Genomic DNA, 19,497 nt, shown 5'->3' on the forward strand with positions numbered 1-19,497 from the left:
GGCGCAGGGCCGGTTCACCCTGCTTGCAAATATTTCCGCTCCGGGTGGGGGCGCATCGCCGCCAGGTCGATGCCGGCCAATAGCCAGTGGAGTTGCTCAACGGTCAGCTCAACCACGGCGGCCTCCTTCGGCCACTTGAAACGATCCGCTTCCAGCCGTTTGATCATGAGCCAGAAGCCGTTACGATCCCACAGCAGGATCTTGATCCGATCCCGCCGGCGGTTGCTGAAGACGAACATGGCGGGGGCGAAGGGATCGAGTTCCAGTGCCTGCTCGACCAGAAGCGCCAGCCCGTTGATGGCCTTGCGCCCATCGACCGCTCCGCAGGTGAAGATAGACCTTCAGCCCTGGGGCGAACCGGAACATGGCAACCTGGACAGCCAGGTGAGCAATTGCGGCAGTTCGTGCTCGGTAAGCCCGCTCAGGTCGAGTCGGACGCCATTGGGCAGTGTAGCCCAAAGTCCTCCTCCGCCCTGGGGCGCCGCTACCTTCGCCCCGACAACGGGTATGAAGGCGGACGGCTGGGCCAGTATCGCCCCAGCGGACTCATGCTTCTTCCGGTAGCGGCCAATCCAGGTTCGCAACAGATTGGCATTGACTCCATGCTGCATCGCAAGCCGTGCCACTGATATCCCGGGCTGAAGACAGACTTCGACCAGATCCCGTTTCGCCTCCGGATCGTAACAGTTTCGACCGTCTTGTTTGCGCCCCACAACCAGGGGCCTCGATAACTCTGTGGTGTTCTCTGTCATAGGTGTCCACGTTCATCTACGTGGACACCATCATCCTCATTCACTACCCTCAGCGCCAGACGTGGTTTATTGAGCGCTTACGCTAAGAGTACTGATTGCGTCAGGCTTAGCACGATCTGTCCCTCTTGGTTCGTCAGCTTGCTGTGAAATTCTGCAACCCCTCGATCAGGCCTGGAGCGCGACGGACGGCATGACAAGCAATGCCCCTCAAGATGTAGCTGATCTCCCGGACGAACGGGATGAGGAAAGTTCATTTGCTGAATCGAAAGCGCGGCGAGCACAGCAAGCTGTTCCTGTCGTTGATGACACAGCTGCAAGTAAACTGCGTAGGTATGAGCGCCAGATGCGATTAAGCCCCCGTAGGGTGAATGCTTCGCCTTTATTGGGGCTACGTGCAAAGGCAGAGGATCCCACTGACGGGCAAAATCAATGATGGATGCCTCGCTAATCTTGATTGGGCCCACGCGATAGAGGTAGCCGGGTTGGATGTCATCCAGCCAAACCAGTTTCCGGCTGCTTATGGCCTCCCGCATGTTTCACCACTCATTATTCCAAGCAACGTTCGTTTCAAGGCTGGCTTGCTACTGGAGTATTAGGTTATGGCGTCAGAGCACCGCCATTGATATGTAACGTCTGGCCGGTGATATACCGTGACGCTTCAGAAAGGAGAAACAATATAGGCTCGCCACTTCGGCCGCAAGACCCAGGCGCCCAAGAGGAACCTGCTGTTTGTAGATGTCTGGATTGAGTCGCGGCTCTATATGCGGCCGCCCGGTCCCCCCAGTCATGAAACGAGTATCTATGCCACCGGGGGCCACACAATTAACCCGAATTCGCGGTGCATTTTCCTTGGCCAAGGTCTTGGTCAAGGAAACAATGGCGGCTTTGGCTGCACTGTAGGGGCCGTAACCAGGATTGCTGACATCGGCGAGACCCGATGACATATTGACAATCGCGGGCATATGCTCGGACTCATTGAGGTAAGGCATTGCTACCCGACATCCATTGAGCGTGGAACTAAAACTGGCTGAAAAAATCGCGTCCCATTCGGATAAGTGAAAATCATTGACAGAGGCTTTCTCCCCCATGTAGCCCGCCAAATTAACAAGTCCATCAAGCCCCCTTCAGCGCTGGACTAGGTAGTTCATTGCAGAGCTTAACTGAGCCTGATTAGTGGCATCCACCTCATGAAATACAACATCGCGTGGCAATGGGCATTCTAAGTTGGCCTGCGGCAGATCGAACACAGCGACTTTCAGCCCGTCACTCAAAGCCAGATCTACCAATGCCCGCCCGATTCCACCGCATCCCCCCAGCACCAACATACGATAGTTCTCTCGCGGAGAAAGTCTCAATGCCATGGAGAAGGCCCCCCCAAGGAAGCTGATTTAAAGCACATCAATCACCTCACCTACAACGCGATCTGCAGATTCCAAGGCACCTTCCATGCCCGCGAAAACAATAGAAGTATGCTCGCCTGCGAAAAACAGTCTGCTCATCGCCCTGGATTGATTTGCTGCAAAAGGTATACATTGCCCTGGCGCAAAATGCGAGTAGGCACCTCGATTAAACGGATCGCGCCCCCAACTGCGCGTTAGTTCATATCGCAGGGCACCTTTGGTGGAGGGACGGATCCTCGCCAGATCATCAATCACACTGCGAACCTGCTGCGCAGGTGGCATTTTGTCAAATTGTTGCGCCTGTGCTCCATCAATCCACACCGTTATATTTCGCGGAACCCGATGCTCATCCCGATTAACGAAGACCCGTTCAATGAGACTATCTGTCCACATACTGATGGGCAGACCATCCTCTTCCCAGAAGGGCCTCTGGATATGAAAATGGAGTTGAGTAATTGCCGTATAGGGCATGGTGTCAATGGCCGTCTGTAGAATCCCTTCTGGCTTTGGATCAATGCGAATTGAGCGCAACACAGAATAGGGCAGCGTCGAAATGACGACCTTTCCCTTGAGCGTCCTACCATCGTTGCAGTGAACTACTCCACCGTGATCATCACAGCGGATCGCCTTGACCCGCGTATTCAACATAATCGTCCCTTGGACAGCTTTGGCCATCGCGTCCGGTAAGCGCGAATTTCCACCCGATGCTCGCAACAGTTCTAGCTTTCCCGTGCCAGGATCTCGGCCACCGTGCTTGCGGCGATAGTGTTCGCGTATCGCCCAAAGTGCCGAGGTTGTCGCCAAATCATTGGTATTGGGAGAAATGTTCATCAAACGCAGGGCTTCCTCATCGGCGCCTCGGCTGATGAGAAAGTCCTTCAAACTAGTTTGGTCCAGGGACTGATGTCGTGAGTCAGTCCAGTCAGTTCGTGAGGTTAGGACGTTATCCCCGTCAATGAAGCTGGAAATCAGAGCCATCGGCAAGGTTTTTTTTCTCGCCTCCGGTAACTTGTTGGCCTTTGATGTGGCCCACTCCGAGCCCTTAATCAGGCTGCCACCAATGGACATCACACTGCTCATATCTGATGTATCCAGAGGCTCCAATGGCACGTTGAGCTGTTTTGCCCAGCCTTTGAATCGGGCATAATCACCTGCAACAATCTGCCCACCTGCATCCGTCACGGCACCCATTTGTCCAAGGGTCCAGACACGCCCCCCAACACGATCACGGGCCTCTACCATGCCGACTCGGAATCCCAACATTTCAAGTTGCAAAGCACATGAAAGGCCCGATAGGCCGGCGCCAATGATGACAGCATCAAACTCCTGGTGCCGCGTTTTAGCCCAAGACGGCAGAGCAAGAGAAAGTCCACCGGCTGCGATGCCCTGAATGATGCGGCGCCGAACTGGATCAGCGCTCATGGTTAGCGCCCTCCTTCGTTGGTAGCTGCCGTAACTTGCTTTTCCATATTCCGTCGCATCTTGTACATATCCACTTGCCTCATGCCTTTGCCACGACTGGCAGCAAAGTCCTCCGCCGAATAGGCTAAAAATTCGTTAGGCACAACCGTCTCATTCAAGGATCGGATCAGATAATTGGCGATACCCGCTAGTTCAATATCCTCGATTTGCGAGAACGATGGCATCAGTCCACTAAAGCGTTCCCCCCCTACCTCAATCAAACCCACCAGACCATAGAGCATTACGCGAGGAATGTATTCCCGCCCGCCAGGAAGCAGAGTCCTCGCCCCCAAACTGCTCGACTTGTGAATCGTCAAGGGGGGGGCCAATCCAGTCAAACCAACGCCACCAACCTGATGACAGGATGCGCAATGCTTAAGAAAACTTTGTTCTCCCGGAGAATCGGCAGCCAGGGCGCCAAGCGGCAGAAGCCCCAGCATGACCGCCATTCCCGCAATCAAGCAACAATTTAGGAAATACATATCAAATTCAGCTCCGTCACTGGGCGACGCCGGATGCGGCGTCACCCATCAAATCACTTGGGGTTCGGGCCTGGCAACTGACCTGTCTGTTTGAGCTTTTTGTAATAGCTCCAGCTGGTTTCATTGGGGGTTACGAACTCTTTAGGGGCCTGGGTATAGGCGGAAAAATTCTTCAGAGTGAATTCGCGCACTTCTGCGGGAAGTTCGTCAAAGCTTTTTAATTTTTTTCCATTGCCGCTGTAAATCAAGTAACCGGGCCGTTGCCCCATCTTCATCCAAGGCAGCCAAGGGCCCGTGCGGAACCATGCATAATGGACCGGGGTCGTGGTTGTCTTGTCACTGACCACATCTTTTGGATTTGCAAAATAGAGGAAATGCTCCGACGCCAGATAGGTCGTTCCGGTGGACTCCATCTCAAACTCCGCTCCCTGCAGGGCATTCGGATACCTCAAGGGAATATCCCATTGCAGCGTGGCAACCTCCCCCTTGATCACGAAGTTTTCGAAGGGCCCCTTTTCGTTGGGCTTGGGCGAAGGAAAGCTGGCATTGACCGGATCATTGGCCACCTGTACTACGTCCACTTCCTCACCAATATAGGGATTCAGCCACTTGCCGATGATCTTGCCGGTTTTAACATCCTGGTAATAGGAAACTTCCCTGGACATTGACTTCCAACTTCCGTCCTTCTGTTTTTCCAAACGCAGTACGTTGTAGCCTTGCATTCTCAGGATCAATTTGGGCGCTTCCCCGGGAACCACCGCAAAAATGTTGGTAGTCCAGTCCTTAAACACATCCTTACCACTAATATCGCCCGTGATCTTCAGCATCGCAAGCTGCGCATCCTCCGCTTTTTTCAAATCGAGGGCATGGGCCGAAGTACCGATCATTGCCAAGGCAACCCCAAGGCCCAGGCTATAGGTTCTTAGTGAGTTCATTCCTAATGTCTCCAAACGATGTTATTTGCGTAGTTCCAATACCTTCGAGCCAACACCACAACAATGATCTTCACGCGATCCCGAAGTCTTTGGCCCCTCGCTTCGGATGTCATCAAGCAGTGCCACAGTGGCTACTAAGCAAGAACACGGCCAGTTAATTGCCGCCCCGAATAAGTCCATGAATTTCCAGATCTGTCACTTCTTACGAAAACTAGCGATTCGCGCCGATGTTTCAATTCGCATGACGCAGTGTTTCAAATATCCAGAGAGCTTGAACCAGCTCTGAAATAAAGGAGATACACAGCATGCACGCATTGACGCGATCCGCCCTATCTTCGAAACATGTCACGTATTTGCGTCTTGCCGTGGCATTCAGAATCAGCGGCTACAAGCGCCGAGTATTCCATTTTCGCCGCCCAGGCATGTGAGCATGATAGCCCCGTGACAAAATTGCCTCACGCCATATTCAGGGGCTTGCCAATTCCCTCCAGTCACCGAGCAATTACGCCTGCAACCTTCCGACCATGGGCGTGAAGGCGGGGTCGTTCCAGGTAATCTTGCACCCACAGGAAAGACTTCGCAGTGCCTGGGTGATATCCACGGACAGCACCTGTGTTGCCAAAGCAGCAAAGTTATCGCCTGCCTGAATCAGTGCCGTGGCCTCCTGTTGCACCTTGCGGGGCGCCGGAGCGGGTGCTATCCGTGCCGACTCGACAGACAAGGGTTGCCACCAGCAGAACAGATGAGACATCCGGGCCCAGTACCAGGCTTCCATGAATTGCCCCCGGTTCGATTCGGACGAAGATCCGGCAGGCTGTCCAGGAAATAATTTCGCTCGGTCTTGCTCAGAGGCAAGGGGTTCTCCAGTTGCAGGCCAATACATTTATTGCCTAGAAGCCACGCAACTTCGATGCCGATGGCTGAGCTTAGGCCAGGTTGCACTATGCCCCGCAGTTCGACTTGTTAGTTCACTGAGGCGTGCAAAAGCAGATTGAAAGACTCACTGAAACACGAACATGATCAATGGGCCGACACATCGATATTTTTTGTGCCCCGGCCAGCACCACCCGGGCTTAGCCAGACTAGGCTGATCAATCCGATAAACAGCATGACGGACAGCCAGTTGTAATCATTTGCTGCCAAGGTCTGGGCCTGAACCATCAGCAGCCTGTCAATCAGCGACAGGGATAGGGCGGGGGCCTCGGCACCAACCGGAGAGACTGAGAGAAATTCCCCTACGCCTGATGAGTCGGGCGTGATATGCGTGATCAAGTCACCTCGATGCAGCATGGTGTGCCGGTCCCAGTAGGTCACGGCGAAGGATGTACCTGTGGCAATTGCCATCAGCCGCGCAAATGATGCCATCCCTGTGGCACTGGCGATCTGCCACTGGCTCAGTCCGCTGAAAATCATCATGCTGCTGGCTAGCGTGAAGCAGGTGGAGCCAATGCCATTGAAAACCTGTGCAAGCAGTACGTGTTCGGGCGCAATGCCCGATGTAAAGCCAGCCCGAAGGCTGGCCGACAGCGCCAGCATCGCCAGCCCACAACTCCCCAGGACCCGCACTCCACCGCGCTGCAATAGTCGATGAGCAAAAGGCTGCATTAGCACAGCCGCAATGCCCCCCGGCGCGACCACGAGACCGGCCCAAGTGGCGGTGTAACCAGCGGACTGCTGCAGCCACAGAGGCAACAACAGCATGTTGCCAAGGTACACGAAGGCCCAGAGACTATTGACGACCACACCCCGCATGAAACTTCGATTGGCGAAGAGTCGAACGTCAACGATGGGATGTTTCTCATACCACTCCCAGATCAGGAAGTACCCCAGCGCCACCAGCGATGTGACTCCCAGCAATTGAATCTCACTCGATTCGAACCAGTTCTGCTCGCGTCCCTTGTCCAGCATGATCTGCAATGCCCCTACCCAGATGCACAACAGCACCAATCCGATAATGTCCACAGGCAGACGGATTCTGGGTGACTCTCGGTCCCGGAATAGTTGCCAGGACAAGGCAGCAACCCCCAGTCCAATCGGGACATTGATATAGAAAATCCAGGGCCAGGAGAAATGTTCCGTAAGCCAACCACCAATGACTGGTCCGACGATGGGAGCGCACATCATTGCCACCATCGAAATCGACATGGCCTGGGCAGTCCGATTGGGTGGATAGGCTTGAAGCAGCAAAGCGAAAGAAACAGGCATCATGGGCGCAACGACCGCCCCCTGCAGGCAGCGGGCGATAATCAACAGCGGCAGACTGTTGGCCAGGCCACAAAGCAGGGAAGTCAGGGCAAACAGCAGCAGTGTGGCAATGAACAAACGAACCTGCCCAACCCTGGCGCTGAGCCATCCGGACAGTGGCGTTACGACGGCACAGGTAACCGCAAAGGATGTGATCACCCAGGTTGCTTGGGGTGGAGATACCCCCAAATCCCCAGCAATGGACGGCAGTGCCAGATACGCCACTGACATTTCCAGGGTATTGACGAAGCCCACAATGGCAATTACCAAACTGACCCAGATACGGCGTATGCCCTCTATCGGCGGCAGATGATGTCCTTCTAGCGCCATGTGTGCTGCCTAAGGGTAACGATTGCAAGAGGCCGATTGCGACGCTGGAACCAACGTTTATGCGCTGTCCGAATGGTCCACAAAGTCATTCCCACTGGAGGTGGACAGAGCATCACGAGCCTCTAATTGGACAGAAAGACCTCTTAAGGAATATTTCAGCTGACACAAATATCGTCTTCTGGAAACTCATCATCGATTACGTACCTGCATGCCGGCTACCAAACGATCTCCAGCAATTCCCCGTCGGGACCTCTCGGTACTTCCACGGTCCGACCGCAATAGGGCATTTCGGTGCGTACCCTCGGTAGTGAGAGCCATAAAGCAGCCTCAGGTGGTCGGGATACCAGCACCGAAACCAGCGCGATGCTAGGGTTTAGGCTCGCGGGGGCGCGGGGCTTTGCACGGCCTTGCCGTGGATACTGATCGACCTCAAGCAGCACGTTTCGGCCGGATCGACAGGTGCTAAAGCGGTGAAACGTCTCTGACGGTAGCACGAATGCCTCGCTGATAATTTGATAGGCGCAGTTCCAGTTGCCGCCAGTCTCCAGATCCAGTAACCGGTTGTAGTACCGGATGCTTTCTATTTGGTTGTGATTCGCAAGTACAGCGATAAAGACCCGGTCCACCTTACAGCGGGCCACTGGCAGATCACTCACGGTACTGGGCCGAAGAATTTGGATGAAACGCAGCCATTCCCCGGCAAAGCCCTTCGCCTGCAGGGCGTAGAGGTCGTTGCTGATTTCAAGGCATTCCGGTGGACTAAGGATCTTCAGGCCATGGTCGGCTACCAGTTCATGCAAAGTATCCGCGTCGGCCACTGAGAACTCCAGGGCATTCCAGCCAAAGTGCCGGCCCGGCTCATAATCAGCGGGGTGCGTTGCTTGCACCAAGCGCAGAAACACCGGAGCATTGCGGGGTGGCCGGAGTAGGCAGCAGGCGGCGCCACGCATGGCCGGCGCATCCCACGCCAGGGCCTCAAGCTCTCCGACCAGGCCTTCCGAGACCAGCACCTGGCCCAAAATATTCCCATAAAAGGCCATGGCCTGTTGTAGATCAGGCACACAGAGGGTCGCTCCCAATAGTTCTGTGCCTGGATTCTCTGCCAGCCTGGCCTCCACTCGCATGCTAGTCGGCAGCTACCGGCAGCCAGGGACGACGCTGAGCACGAGAGGCCTCATAGGCCTTGATCTGATCAACATGGCTCAACAGGGTAACGCCGATTTCGTCCAGGCCATTGAGCAGGCAATATTTTCGATAGGCATCTATCTCAAAAGGAATGGCCCACCCCGACGAGGTCAAAATGACCTGCCGCTCCAAATCGATGCGGAAACTACATCCCGGTTGTGCCTGAACCTGTGCAAAGAGCTGGTCCACACGAGCTTCCGGTAGTTTGATCGGCAACAATCCATTCTTGAAACAGTTGGAGTAGAAAATATCGGCGAAACTTGGCGCAATAACGCAGCGAATCCCGAAATCCCGCAGTGCCCAGGGGGCATGCTCGCGGCTGGAGCCGCAGCCAAAATTGTCGCGCGCGAGCAGAATGGCTGCGCCGGAAAAGGCCGGCTGATTCAGCACAAAGTCAGGGTTTTTTGTCCGCCCTTCGTTGCCTTTGCGCGGATCGTAGACATCCAGATAACGCCATTCATCGAAAAGATTTTCGCCGAATCCTGTGCGTCGGATCGATTTTAAAAACTGTTTCGGGATGATCGCGTCGGTGTCGACGTTAGGTCGATCCAAGGGCGCTACAACAGCGTCCAGCGTAGTAAATTTTTCCATTGTCACTCCCGGATATCCACAAAATGTCCGGCGATCGCTGCCGCAGCCGCCATGGCCGGGCTCACCAGATGGGTTCTACCGCCAGCTCCCTGGCGACCCTCGAAATTCCTGTTGGAAGTAGAGGCGCAACGCTCGCCGGGGCGGAGCTGATCCGCATTCATGCCCAGACACATGGAGCAACCGGGCTCGCGCCACTGAAAGCCTGCCGCAATGAACAGTTGGTCCAGCCCTTCTTTCTCGGCCTGGGCCTTGACCAACCCGGATCCAGGAACCACCAAGGCTTCCACTACCGATGAAGCAACCTTCCGTCCCTTAATCTGCGCAGCGGCAGAACGGAGATCCTCAATCCTGGAATTGGTACACGAGCCGATGAATACACGGTCGACGGTAATCTCGCTGACGGGCACGCCCGCTCGGAGCCCCATATAGTCGAGCGCCCGCTGGTAGGCTGCCCGCTGCACCTGATCCACCTGCTGTGCCGGATCCGGCACCCGCTCGGCAATCGATAACACCATTTCCGGCGAGGTTCCCCACGTGACCTGAGGCGCTATGGTGGAAACATCAATACGGATATCCCGGTCAAAAGTCGCGCCCTCATCACTGCGCAACTGCAACCAGTCGTAGCAGGCAGCCTCCCACAGTTCTCCTTGCGGGGCGTATGGCCGGCCTTTGACGTAATTCAAAGTGATTTCATCTACCGCCACCATGCCGGAACGGGCCCCGGCCTCGATAGCCATGTTGCACAGGGTCATCCGCCCCTCAATGGACATCTTACGTACCACGGGGCCATTAAACTCGATCACATGGCCGGTGCCACCTGCCGTGCCGATCTGGCCGATCAGATGGAGGGCTAGATCTTTGGCGCTGACGCCCGGAGATAGCGTGCCGTCGAAAGAGACCCGCATGGTCTTGGCTTTTTGCAGCCAAAGGGTCTGGGTGGCCATAGCATGTTCAACCTCGGAAGTACCAATGCCAAAGGCAAGGCAGCCCAAGGCCCCGTGGGTGCTGGTATGGGAGTCACCGCAGACGATGGTCATTCCGGGCAAAGACCCCCCTTGCTCCGGTGATAACACATGAAGGATGCCCTGACGGACATCATCGAGACGAAACTCGGTCACCCCGAATTCGGCACAGTTGGCATCCAGGGTGGCCAGTTGAGCGCGAGATTCCGGATCTGAAATGATATGGCGATCCAGCGTTGGGACATTGTGATCGGGCGAGGCTAGATTGGCCGCGATGCGCCAGACCTTGCGCCCGGCCAGGCGCAGGCCCTCGAAGGCTTGGGGTGAGGTAACCTCATGGATCAGTTGGCGGTCGATATAGATTAGCGTTGATCCATCATCTGCTTGATGGATCAGATGGTCATTCCACAATTTGTCGTACAAGGTTTTTTTCTTCATCATCTTTTCTCAGCGAGACAGATAGGCCCAGGGCCGTATCTGACGGTCATTCAACTGAAATGCCTCAATTTGCTCAATGTTTTCCAGGGTGAGGGCAATAGGGTCAAGTCCCTTCAGGAGCATTTCGCGGGCCAGTGGCTCCAGGGCAAATTGATGACAATGCCCTTGAGCCGTGGTGACGGTCATCTGCAACAGACTCACTTCCAGCAGTTGCTTCTGGGGATCATTAATTGTCTCCAGGGCAATTGCCTCCACCGTGCGCTTGTCCAGCACTACCGGTAACAGTCCATTCCGTACGCAGTTGGAGAAAAATATGGAACCGAAACTGGGTGCGATTACCACCCGTATGCCATATTCCGCCAAAGCCCATACCGCATGCTCCCGGGAGGAGCCGCAGCCAAAGTTCTCACCAGTCAGCAGAATCGAGGTATTCCGCTGCTGGGGACGGTTCAACACAAAATCCGGATTTTCTTCTCGGCTATTCGGGTCCAAGTAGCGCCAGCCGGCAAACAATCCACGCCCCAGACCTGATTTGGCGACGGCCTTGATTTCCCTGGAAGGAATAATCACGTCGGTATCAATGTTGTCGCGAATGAGCGCAGATACGACGCCATGATGAACTTCAAACTTCGTCATCTTTTCCCTCCAGAAACCGCCGGGGATCACAGATGTGTCCGGTCAATGCCGAGGCGGCAGCCGTCAATGGACTGGCCAGATGGGTACGCGTACCTGGTCCCTGGCGCCCCTCGAAATTCCGGTTGGTGGTACTGATCACTCGCGCCTTTTCTCCCATATGTTCTCCTCCGGCGTAGAAGCACATGGAGCAGCCTGGCTCACGCCACTCAAAACCCGCTGCCCGGAAGATTTTGTCGAGTCCTTCCGCCTCGGCTGCGCGCTTCACCCGAGCCGAGCCTGGAACGCAGATGGCACGCAGGCCTGGTGCCACTTTCCGCCCTTGCAGAATCCTTGCGGCCGCCCGCAGATCCGACAGACGACTGTTGGTACATGAGCCGATGAACACAGCATCGATGGGAATGACTTCCATTGGTACCCCTGCCGCCACCCCCATGTAAGCAAGCGCCTTCTGTGCCGAAGCCCCGGAGGTACCCGCAGCCATCGTCTCCGGATCGGGCACCCGATCCATCACTGCAACCGCGTGCTGTGGGCTGGTTCCCCACGTGACCATCGGTGATATCTGATCGCAATCAAGAGACAGTTCCAGGTCGTAATGGCAGCCGGGGTCGCTTTTCAAGAATCGCCAAGATTCCACAGCCGCGTCCCAGGCAGCGCCCCGGGGCGCGTAAGGCCGGCCAGCGAGATAGTCGAAGACCTTTTGATCGGGGGCTATCAAGGCGCTGAATGCAGAGAACTCCACGGCCATGTTGCAAAGGGTCATCCGTTCTTCTACGGACATAGCCTCGACCACCTTGCCGCAAAACTCCACCACCCCGCCCTGAGCGCCCACCGCAGTGTGGCGAGCGATCAACGCCAGCATCAGGTCTTTGGCCGTTACGCCTGCCTGAAGCTTTCCATTGAAGGTGACACGCAAGGACTTGGGGCGGGCAACCCGCAACGTCTGGGTGGCTAAGGCATGTTCGCCGTCGGAGGAACCGATACCCCAGGCCAGAGCCCCTAAGGCACCCTGGGTGCAAGTATGGCTATCCGGACAAACAAGGGTCAGGCCAGGTAAAACGGTGCCCAGTTCCGGGGATATCACATGGACGATGCCATGATCCGGATCGCCCACGTCAAAAAGCTTTAGGCCGCTGGCGGCAGATTCCTCCCGTGTCACCTTGATAAAGTCTTCGCCACCTGGAACCTTGGTGCATGATGTCCGCTCCGGTCGGGTATCCACGATATGGTCCAGGGTCACGAAGGCCAACTCGGGGTGTAGCACCGGATAACCGGCATCGCGTAACGCCTTCAGGGCCACCCCCCCCATACGCTCATGGAGAAAGACCCGATCGATGTGCAGCAGGGACACATCCTCTGAAATGCTCGCCACTTCATGGGATGCCCAGAGCTTTTCGAACAGACTTCTCGGGTGGCTCATAAGGCGGCCTTCAATCCGATAACACCGGCATCTGCCAGTTCGCAGATTTCTTCTGCAGTAAGTCCCAAGGAGGACAACACCTCAGATGTACTTTCACCAATAGCTGGCAAGTCCCGATAGCAGCCGGCTCGCTGTCCATCCATCTCCAAAGGCAGTGCCGGCAGGCGGGTTGTGCTCCCTCCCGGCAAGGTCAACTCAACCAATCCCCCCTCTGCACTTAGATGCGGGTCATCGAAGAGCTGAACGGGGCGCGCTACTGGTGCAAAGGGCAGCCCTGTGTGCTCCAACTTATCCATTAGTACTTGCTTGCTATAGGTCTTGAACAGGGGAATCAAAACCGACAGAATGCGTTCACGCTGCAATACCCGGTCGGAATTGCTGTCCAGACTACGGTCAGCGGAAAATTCTGTCAGCCGGAACGCTTCGCAAAACTTCTTCCATTGGGTATCGCTCACCACACCAATGAAGACGCGCTCCCCATCCTTGGCCTCAAAAATGTCATAGACCGCCCAGGCCGAAAGACGTACGGACATTGGCGGTGCTTCCTTGCCGGTAACTGCATACTGGGCCATGTGCTGCCCCACAAGGAAAGCGGTGGTCTCATAGAGAGATGCCTTCACCTCCTTGCCCAGACCAGTCCTGTGCCGCTCTTCCAGGGCAGCCAGAATGCCGATAACGCCGAACATGGCCCCAGTGACATCAATCACCGAGGCCCCCGCTCGCATTGGACGATCCGGCAGACCGGTCATATGGGCCAGCCCGCCCATCATCTGGGCGACCTCGTCCAGCGCAGTGCGATGTTCGTAGGGACCGGAGAGAAAACCTTTGGCCGAGCAATAAATCAGGCCGGGATTGGTGCGCGAGAGTTCATCGTAGCCAAATCCCTGAGCCGCCATCCCTCCGGGCTTGAAGTTCTCGATTAAAACATCCGCCCTATTAATCAGACGACGCACCAGGGCGCCTCCCGCTTCACTCTGGGTATCCACTGCCAGGCTCTGTTTGTTGCGGTTATACATCGGGAAGTACCCTGCCCCCGAGCCCAGTAAGCGCCGAGTGTTGTCTCCTTTCACCGGCTCGATCTTGATAACCTCGGCGCCCAGATCCGCAAGGATCATTCCCATTGCCGGCCCCATGACCATATGGGTAAATTCAATGACCCGCAAACCACTCAACGGGCGAACAGTCGGTTGCATTGCATTTCCTTACGCGAAACGATGGTGCTTGCTTGTTAGCAATTGCTTTGCCAACTCCGAGGGAGTTTTGCAACCTATTGAAAGAAAGGCTGAAGTGATCTTCTTCGTGTCTCGGCGCTTTGGAAAGCAAAGCAAGCTGAAACATGAAGGAACGCCTATGAAACAGAGGGGAAGCCCGGCAGGGCTCAATGGGCAGGAGGCAAAGGCCCGCTATCCGTGCTCAGTGAGAGGCATCGTTTCTTTTTTTGTAAGCGGTCATTTGACGACATCTTTCCCCGATGCCCGCCCTAAAATCGATGAGCAAGCGTTACTCTGAACGTCCGTGGTTCAGTCGGATGAACGTGGCGGTCAAAAACCGAACTAGTTTCATTCGCCAGTTGTGAGTCATACCAATACTCGATGTCGTTCGCCTTACGGTCGAACACGTTATAGACATCAAGCGCAATGTTGGTTCGCTTGTCGATGCGATAACCAAGGCGCAAATTGGTCAGCACAGAAGCCTGTGACCCAACCGAATTGTTTTCAATCAACGGACGAGGTCCACAGTATCGCATCCGCAACGCACCGAACCATGGCCCCATATGGTCGATCGTAACGCCAACATTGGCAGTCGTGGTCGCAGCGCCCGGAATGTAATCTCCCTCAGGTGCCGTATCTTTGAACCGAGCATGAGACCAACTCAAGTCTGCATCGAAAGCCAGCCAATTGGTCGGTCTATAGAAGTTGGTCCACTCTACCCCATAGCGGCGCGAGGGGCGCGATGGCTCAGTCGTGCCCGCATCACCTACGAACAACAGCTCTGAAGCGGCATCCAGTTGCCACAACGAGATGGTGGATTGCCACCCTCGGACAACCTCAGTGCGAACACCGACTTCGTAGCCTTTGGTGCGAACCAGCGGATTGACTTTATCGAGCGATGTACTTGGATTGCTCGGGTCCGAGGAAATCGTAGTACCGCGTGCATCGTTAGAGTGGAAGCCATGTCCGTAGTTGAGGTACAACTCCGTCTTCTGCCAGGGACCAAATATCAGCGACAGCTTCGGCGTGACCATCTGGTCGTTAGCTTTCCCGGAGTTGGCAGCGATATTGGAATCTACCGAAAAATCGTAGGCGTCTGCACGCAACCCCTGCACAGAACGGAACCACGAGGTCCAGCGAGTTTCATTCTGAGCCCAGAACCCTATGCTGCGCTGGGTCACGCTGTCTTCACGAACCGTGTTGTAGGTGGTATGAGCCGATGTGTTGTACAGACCGACAGGATAAATTTTGTCGATTCGGCTCTGAAGACCAAAGGAGTTCGTGACATCCAGCCCCCCCCATTTATCATAGAGCGCATGAGAGATGAAGAAACCAACGGCATCTCGACGTTCAGACTGTTTGAACTGGTCGCCGGTATTGCAGTTGCCATTTGCAGCGTAATCGCTCAGGCAATACTGGAAGTTCGACCAGAGGTCGAGGCCGGAACGTAGCCACCAGATGTTGGCGTTGGTCTGACTGTTCTCGCCCCGCTTAGCCCACTCTCCCGACAGGCTGTAACGGATGGTTTTGCCCCCGGTTGTTGGGTCCAGTGTCCCGAAGCGATTGACTTGACCGCTGTCGATGGCTCTTTGGGCAATCTGGTCGGTGGAGGTCCAGTCTCCCTTGTAAGCCATCCCAGTAATCGAAAACCCGTCAAAACGCGTCCCTTGGCTGTAACGCAGGATGCCGTTCAACCTTCGGTAGTTCTCGTGAACCTCCCAAGGACCGTCGTTGTGGAACAATTCAAGGCCATACAGGAGACTGCCACCGCCCAGTTCTGGCGAGCCAGCAAGCAGACTGCGAGCATAGCCATGCTGGCCGACAGTTATCTGGGCCAAGGTTCCATCAATCTTCCGGAAGTAGTCGATATGTGCCGCGCCGGCAGAGGAGAAGTCTCCTTCTTCTGCGTAGTAGGGGCCTTTGCGGTAGCTCACCCGGTCAATCAGCTCGGGGATGAGGAAATTCAGGTCAGTGTAGCCTTGCCCGTGAGCATGTGTGGGCATGTTCACCGGTATACCACCTACATAGGTCGCAAAGTCAGTGCCGTGGTCCAGATTGAAACCACGCAAGAGATACTGATTAGCTTTGCCATCACCTGTATGCTGGGTGACGATGAGCCCGGGAACCATCTCCAGAGATTCACCCGGGCGCAGAATCGGCACCGCCGAAATTCGCTGACTGGACACGATGCCCTCGTTTGCTGCCGACGTAATTCCTTCAAGATTCTCCGCTTTGGCGCGGACCTCGACCGTTGATAACTCGACTGAGTCAAACGCCCCTGATACATCACTGAACAGAACAACGGATGAACAAAGTAAAAATTTTCTTACTTTCATGACAAAAAATACTGATCGCCCGGCCACCTATCGGTTGAATTTCAGCTACCAACGCACATTATTCTGCTCTGAAAGGCTTAACGAGGCATTGAGGCTGATATAAAGTTCTGGATGGCGGATGCCAATTCTGTAGGTTTTTCGAAGGCACACATGGCACCGGCATCTTTGATGATCACCGTCTGGCAGTCGGCAATTCGGGTGAGTGCGGAATTCATGCGTGGGATGTTGAAAAACAGATCATTTTCAGGGCCGAAAACCAGCGTTGGGCACTGAATCTGGGGCATCCGATCGGCTTTTCGAAGCCAGCGCAGCACGGCGTAATGCGCGTCAAAGGGCCTTAGCCTGGCCTCCTGACCGATAACGAAAGGGAGGAAACGAGTGGCAGGGGATGCGGTCGGGGCCAGCAGTTTGTATCGCCCCCAGGCTTCGACCAGAAACTTGCCTTGGTCATCCATGGGGAGATCCCGAGACATAGGTGTGTTCTTGATTTTTTCCAGGAAGGCATCGATTTCCTCTCGAGTGACCAGCATTTCACAGGAAAGGATCAGGTGGCTAACCCGTTCTGGATGATTGACTGCAATCGAAAGGGCGAGGGCTGCACCAGAGTGGTTGCCCCCAAGGATGGCGCGTTTGATACCGAGCGCATCCATAAACTGCAGAGTAGTTCGGGTGAAGTCCTCCATTTCAAACTCGCGGGGCGGGTCGTCGGAATTGCCGTGCCCCATCATGTCGGGGGCGATGACCTGGTAATTCCTGGCCAATTGGGGAATGACCTTCTCCCATTCAAGAGAGCACAAAGGTGCCTGATGAAGCAACAGCAGGGGGGGGCCATCTCCGGCCGTACGGTAATGCATTTGTCCTTCCGGAAGGTCGATATAAGCTTTTTTCACGGATATTGCTCCTGACAATGAATCTGGGACATCGAAGATGTTTGGCGCAGTTACTGTTCGGTTGATGCGGTCAAAACATTCGGATCATGATCTTGCCGATATGGTCGCCGGCGTGCAGGTAGGCGTAGGCCGCTGCTGCCTCATCAAAGGAGAAGACGCGGCTGATGACTGACGACATCCGATTGGCAGCGGCCGCCCGGACAAAGTCGACCAGGGTGCGACGATTACCGACAGTAATCCCCTTCAGGATCAGGTTTTTGACGACGATGCTGTTCAGGTTGGGAAGGGCGGGGTCGCTATTGCCGGCAAGAGCACCAATCAAAGCAATGCGAGCATTGGGGGCGGCTGCCGCGATGGACTGGCTCAAGGTGGCGATGCCTCCATTTTCGATGACGATATCGGCTCCGATACCATTGTTGGCATTCATGAGCACATGAGCCCAGTCCGGATGGGTTTTGTAGTTGATGGTAAGGTCGGCGCCCATGGCTCGCACCATGGCGAGTTTCTCGTCGCTGGACGAGGTGACGGCGACGCGGGCACCATGAAGTTTGGCGATATTCAGGGCCATAAGGGAAACTCCGCCGGTACCCAAGGCGAGGACCAAATCCCCTGCCTTGATGTGGCCAAACTCCACTACGGCATTCCAGGCGGTCAGGCCAGCCGCCGCCATGGGAGCAGCTTGCTCGTCCGAGAGTTCATCCGGCACGGGAACCAAGGCATTGGCAGGTACCAGAATCTGTTCCGCCAGCCAGCCATCAAGGCTGATGCCGAGATCGCGGTTGAGGTAATTGGGCGACCACGGGCCGTCTAACCAGCTTACGAAATGGTCACATATCATGCGACTGCCAACCTGAATGTTTACCACGTCGGCTCCCACTGCCAGGACCTCTCCGATACCGTCGGATACCGGAATCCGGTTGCTGGGGCGTTTGGCGCCGTAGGCCCCAGACAGGGCCAGGAGATCCCTGTGATTCAGGCATACTGAACGAACCTTTAGAACCACCTCGTCAGGACCGGGTATCAGGTCTGGTCGCTCAGCCATTTGTAGTGACGGTAACCCCGACTGGCTGCCCATTTCATAGGCTCTCATTTTTTTCTCCGAACAAGTAACTATCCTCCGGCAAAGCCGGGGGCTTTAGTTTGTTAGCCCCTCAAAGGGGCCACCACTACATGCCCCGCCTGAAGGCGGCCGTCACATGCCCAACTTCAGCTGGTCGTAATGCTCATCTTCCTTCTCTTGGTGACGGATGGCCACAACTGGCACCCCACCGTGATTAGCAGCAAAAAACCGTCAGTCCCAGAACATTTTCTGCCACAGACCCGTGGAGCGCAGAAAATAAGCGATCAACATATTTAGCCTCGGCCGTAGGCGCTCATCTACGCTTCCTATTCCAGCTCATTGCCACCTAACGCTCAGGGTGGCGAGGGAAATGTTGGATTTTTGGCACGAGAAACACAGTAAAGGAGACCAGTCCGGTCAAGCAAAGGCCCAATATCATTTCTCGGCCTTCGCTCCAGTGACTCACCGGCGGGAAGATATAGCGAGCAGCACCGAAGCAGGCAATGCCTAGACTGATCAGACCGATCACCATGCCGACAATTCGGGAAGAGAGCAGTGCTTGGCGATCGGCCCTGCGTAGCAAGCGATAGATAAACAGACCATTAAGTCCATCGGTGGCCAACATGCCAAGAGTGAACAGCAGCCCCAAAATGATGGCATGCTGGGCACCACCGAAATGAGCACCGGTAACGGCAAAGAGCGCCGCTTGGCTGATGGTGTCAAAGGATAGGGCAAACAGTGCCCCCACCAAGGCGATCAGCCCGGGACGATCCGTATTGCTCAGCCTGCCCAACCAGCGGCCTTTCAGCCCCACCGGCGCATAGACGGTATGTAGTGGAGTGGAAAGCACAGCATGGAGATTGATCCATCCAAGGGCTGCAAGAAACCCGATGGAAATCCAGACGCCGGTCAATTCCAGCCACTCAGGCACAACCCAGGACTGGGCGAACAGGCTGACGGAGATGGCGATCATGATTACCACGCTGCCATGACCAAGCGAAAATAGCATGCCGCAACGTTTTGCCAGACTGGGTTTATCGCTGGCATTGAAACGTGTCAGTCCATCGATGGTCGCCAGATGATCGGGATCAAGACCGTGCTTCATACCCAGCACAAAGGCAAGCAAGCAGAGTGCAGGGAAACCTTGCGGAAAATCTTCCATGATGA

Annotated in this window: 19 protein-coding genes and 1 pseudogene; all 20 read right to left on the minus strand. The window is 55.4% G+C overall.

Annotation, left to right across the window (positions count from 1 at the left end; genetic code table 11):
• Positions 1-14: 14 nt before the first annotated feature.
• Positions 15-335: an IS66 family insertion sequence element accessory protein TnpB gene (gene tnpB / locus DENOEST_RS11385; protein WP_145772009.1), complete on the minus strand. Its 321-nt coding sequence runs from the start codon at positions 333-335 to the stop codon at positions 15-17.
• Positions 336-341: 6 nt separating this feature from the next.
• Positions 342-713 carry an IS66-like element accessory protein TnpA gene (gene tnpA / locus DENOEST_RS11390; protein ID WP_197970594.1) on the minus strand — a complete coding sequence of 124 codons (372 nt, stop codon included), beginning with the start codon at positions 711-713 and terminating at the stop codon, positions 342-344.
• Positions 714-829: 116 nt separating this feature from the next.
• Positions 830-1,285 carry a MaoC/PaaZ C-terminal domain-containing protein gene (locus DENOEST_RS20665; protein WP_145772007.1) on the minus strand — a complete coding sequence of 152 codons (456 nt, stop codon included), beginning with the start codon at positions 1,283-1,285 and terminating at the stop codon, positions 830-832.
• Positions 1,286-1,357: 72 nt separating this feature from the next.
• A pseudogene (locus DENOEST_RS11400) lies at positions 1,358-1,861 on the minus strand (SDR family NAD(P)-dependent oxidoreductase); the annotation flags it as partial.
• A gap of 15 nt (positions 1,862-1,876) precedes the next feature.
• Entirely contained in the window at positions 1,877-2,113 is a 237-nt protein-coding gene (locus DENOEST_RS11405; RefSeq protein WP_145772005.1) for an NAD-dependent epimerase/dehydratase family protein, read from the minus strand.
• A gap of 27 nt (positions 2,114-2,140) precedes the next feature.
• Positions 2,141-3,574 carry a flavin monoamine oxidase family protein gene (locus DENOEST_RS11410; protein WP_145772004.1) on the minus strand — a complete coding sequence of 478 codons (1,434 nt, stop codon included), beginning with the start codon at positions 3,572-3,574 and terminating at the stop codon, positions 2,141-2,143.
• Positions 3,575-3,576: 2 nt separating this feature from the next.
• Complete coding sequence (locus DENOEST_RS11415) at positions 3,577-4,062, minus strand: c-type cytochrome (protein WP_170228294.1); 486 nt, start codon at positions 4,060-4,062, stop codon at positions 3,577-3,579.
• Positions 4,063-4,148: 86 nt separating this feature from the next.
• Positions 4,149-5,030: a DUF1838 family protein gene (locus DENOEST_RS11420; RefSeq protein ID WP_145772002.1), complete on the minus strand. Its 882-nt coding sequence runs from the start codon at positions 5,028-5,030 to the stop codon at positions 4,149-4,151.
• Positions 5,031-5,532: 502 nt separating this feature from the next.
• Positions 5,533-5,805, minus strand: a complete 273-nt coding sequence (locus tag DENOEST_RS11425) for a hypothetical protein (RefSeq protein ID WP_145772001.1) — start codon at positions 5,803-5,805, stop codon at positions 5,533-5,535.
• Between the two features lie 245 nt (positions 5,806-6,050).
• Positions 6,051-7,604: a DHA2 family efflux MFS transporter permease subunit gene (locus DENOEST_RS11430; RefSeq protein ID WP_145772000.1), complete on the minus strand. Its 1,554-nt coding sequence runs from the start codon at positions 7,602-7,604 to the stop codon at positions 6,051-6,053.
• A 215-nt stretch (positions 7,605-7,819) separates the two neighbouring features.
• Positions 7,820-8,665, minus strand: a complete 846-nt coding sequence (locus DENOEST_RS11435) for a VOC family protein (RefSeq protein ID WP_145771999.1) — start codon at positions 8,663-8,665, stop codon at positions 7,820-7,822.
• A gap of 64 nt (positions 8,666-8,729) precedes the next feature.
• On the minus strand, positions 8,730-9,380 hold the full coding sequence (leuD, locus tag DENOEST_RS11440; RefSeq protein ID WP_145771998.1) for a 3-isopropylmalate dehydratase small subunit: 651 nt from the start codon (positions 9,378-9,380) through the stop codon (positions 8,730-8,732).
• A 2-nt stretch (positions 9,381-9,382) separates the two neighbouring features.
• A complete protein-coding gene (gene leuC / locus DENOEST_RS11445; protein ID WP_145772011.1) occupies positions 9,383-10,780 on the minus strand; it encodes a 3-isopropylmalate dehydratase large subunit in 1,398 nt (465 codons plus the stop codon).
• A 9-nt stretch (positions 10,781-10,789) separates the two neighbouring features.
• Positions 10,790-11,416, minus strand: coding sequence for a 3-isopropylmalate dehydratase small subunit (leuD, locus tag DENOEST_RS11450; protein WP_145771997.1), 627 nt, complete (start codon positions 11,414-11,416; stop codon positions 10,790-10,792).
• On the minus strand, positions 11,403-12,833 hold the full coding sequence (locus tag DENOEST_RS11455) for a 3-isopropylmalate dehydratase large subunit (protein WP_145771996.1): 1,431 nt from the start codon (positions 12,831-12,833) through the stop codon (positions 11,403-11,405). Before DENOEST_RS11455 ends, leuD (DENOEST_RS11450) begins: the two co-directional genes overlap by 14 nt.
• Positions 12,830-14,026: a CaiB/BaiF CoA transferase family protein gene (locus DENOEST_RS11460; protein ID WP_145771995.1), complete on the minus strand. Its 1,197-nt coding sequence runs from the start codon at positions 14,024-14,026 to the stop codon at positions 12,830-12,832. Before DENOEST_RS11460 ends, DENOEST_RS11455 begins: the two co-directional genes overlap by 4 nt.
• Before the next feature lie 287 nt (positions 14,027-14,313).
• Complete coding sequence (locus tag DENOEST_RS11465) at positions 14,314-16,380, minus strand: TonB-dependent receptor (RefSeq protein WP_145771994.1); 2,067 nt, start codon at positions 16,378-16,380, stop codon at positions 14,314-14,316.
• A 77-nt stretch (positions 16,381-16,457) separates the two neighbouring features.
• On the minus strand, positions 16,458-17,270 hold the full coding sequence (locus tag DENOEST_RS11470) for an alpha/beta fold hydrolase (protein ID WP_145771993.1): 813 nt from the start codon (positions 17,268-17,270) through the stop codon (positions 16,458-16,460).
• Between the two features lie 70 nt (positions 17,271-17,340).
• Complete coding sequence (locus DENOEST_RS11475; RefSeq protein ID WP_145771992.1) at positions 17,341-18,360, minus strand: zinc-dependent alcohol dehydrogenase family protein; 1,020 nt, start codon at positions 18,358-18,360, stop codon at positions 17,341-17,343.
• Between the two features lie 316 nt (positions 18,361-18,676).
• Positions 18,677-19,492, minus strand: coding sequence for a HoxN/HupN/NixA family nickel/cobalt transporter (locus DENOEST_RS11480; protein ID WP_145771991.1), 816 nt, complete (start codon positions 19,490-19,492; stop codon positions 18,677-18,679).
• Positions 19,493-19,497 lie beyond the last annotated feature (5 nt).

The organism is Denitratisoma oestradiolicum (assembly GCF_902813185.1).
Taxonomy (GTDB): Bacteria; Pseudomonadota; Gammaproteobacteria; order Burkholderiales; family Rhodocyclaceae; genus Denitratisoma; species Denitratisoma oestradiolicum.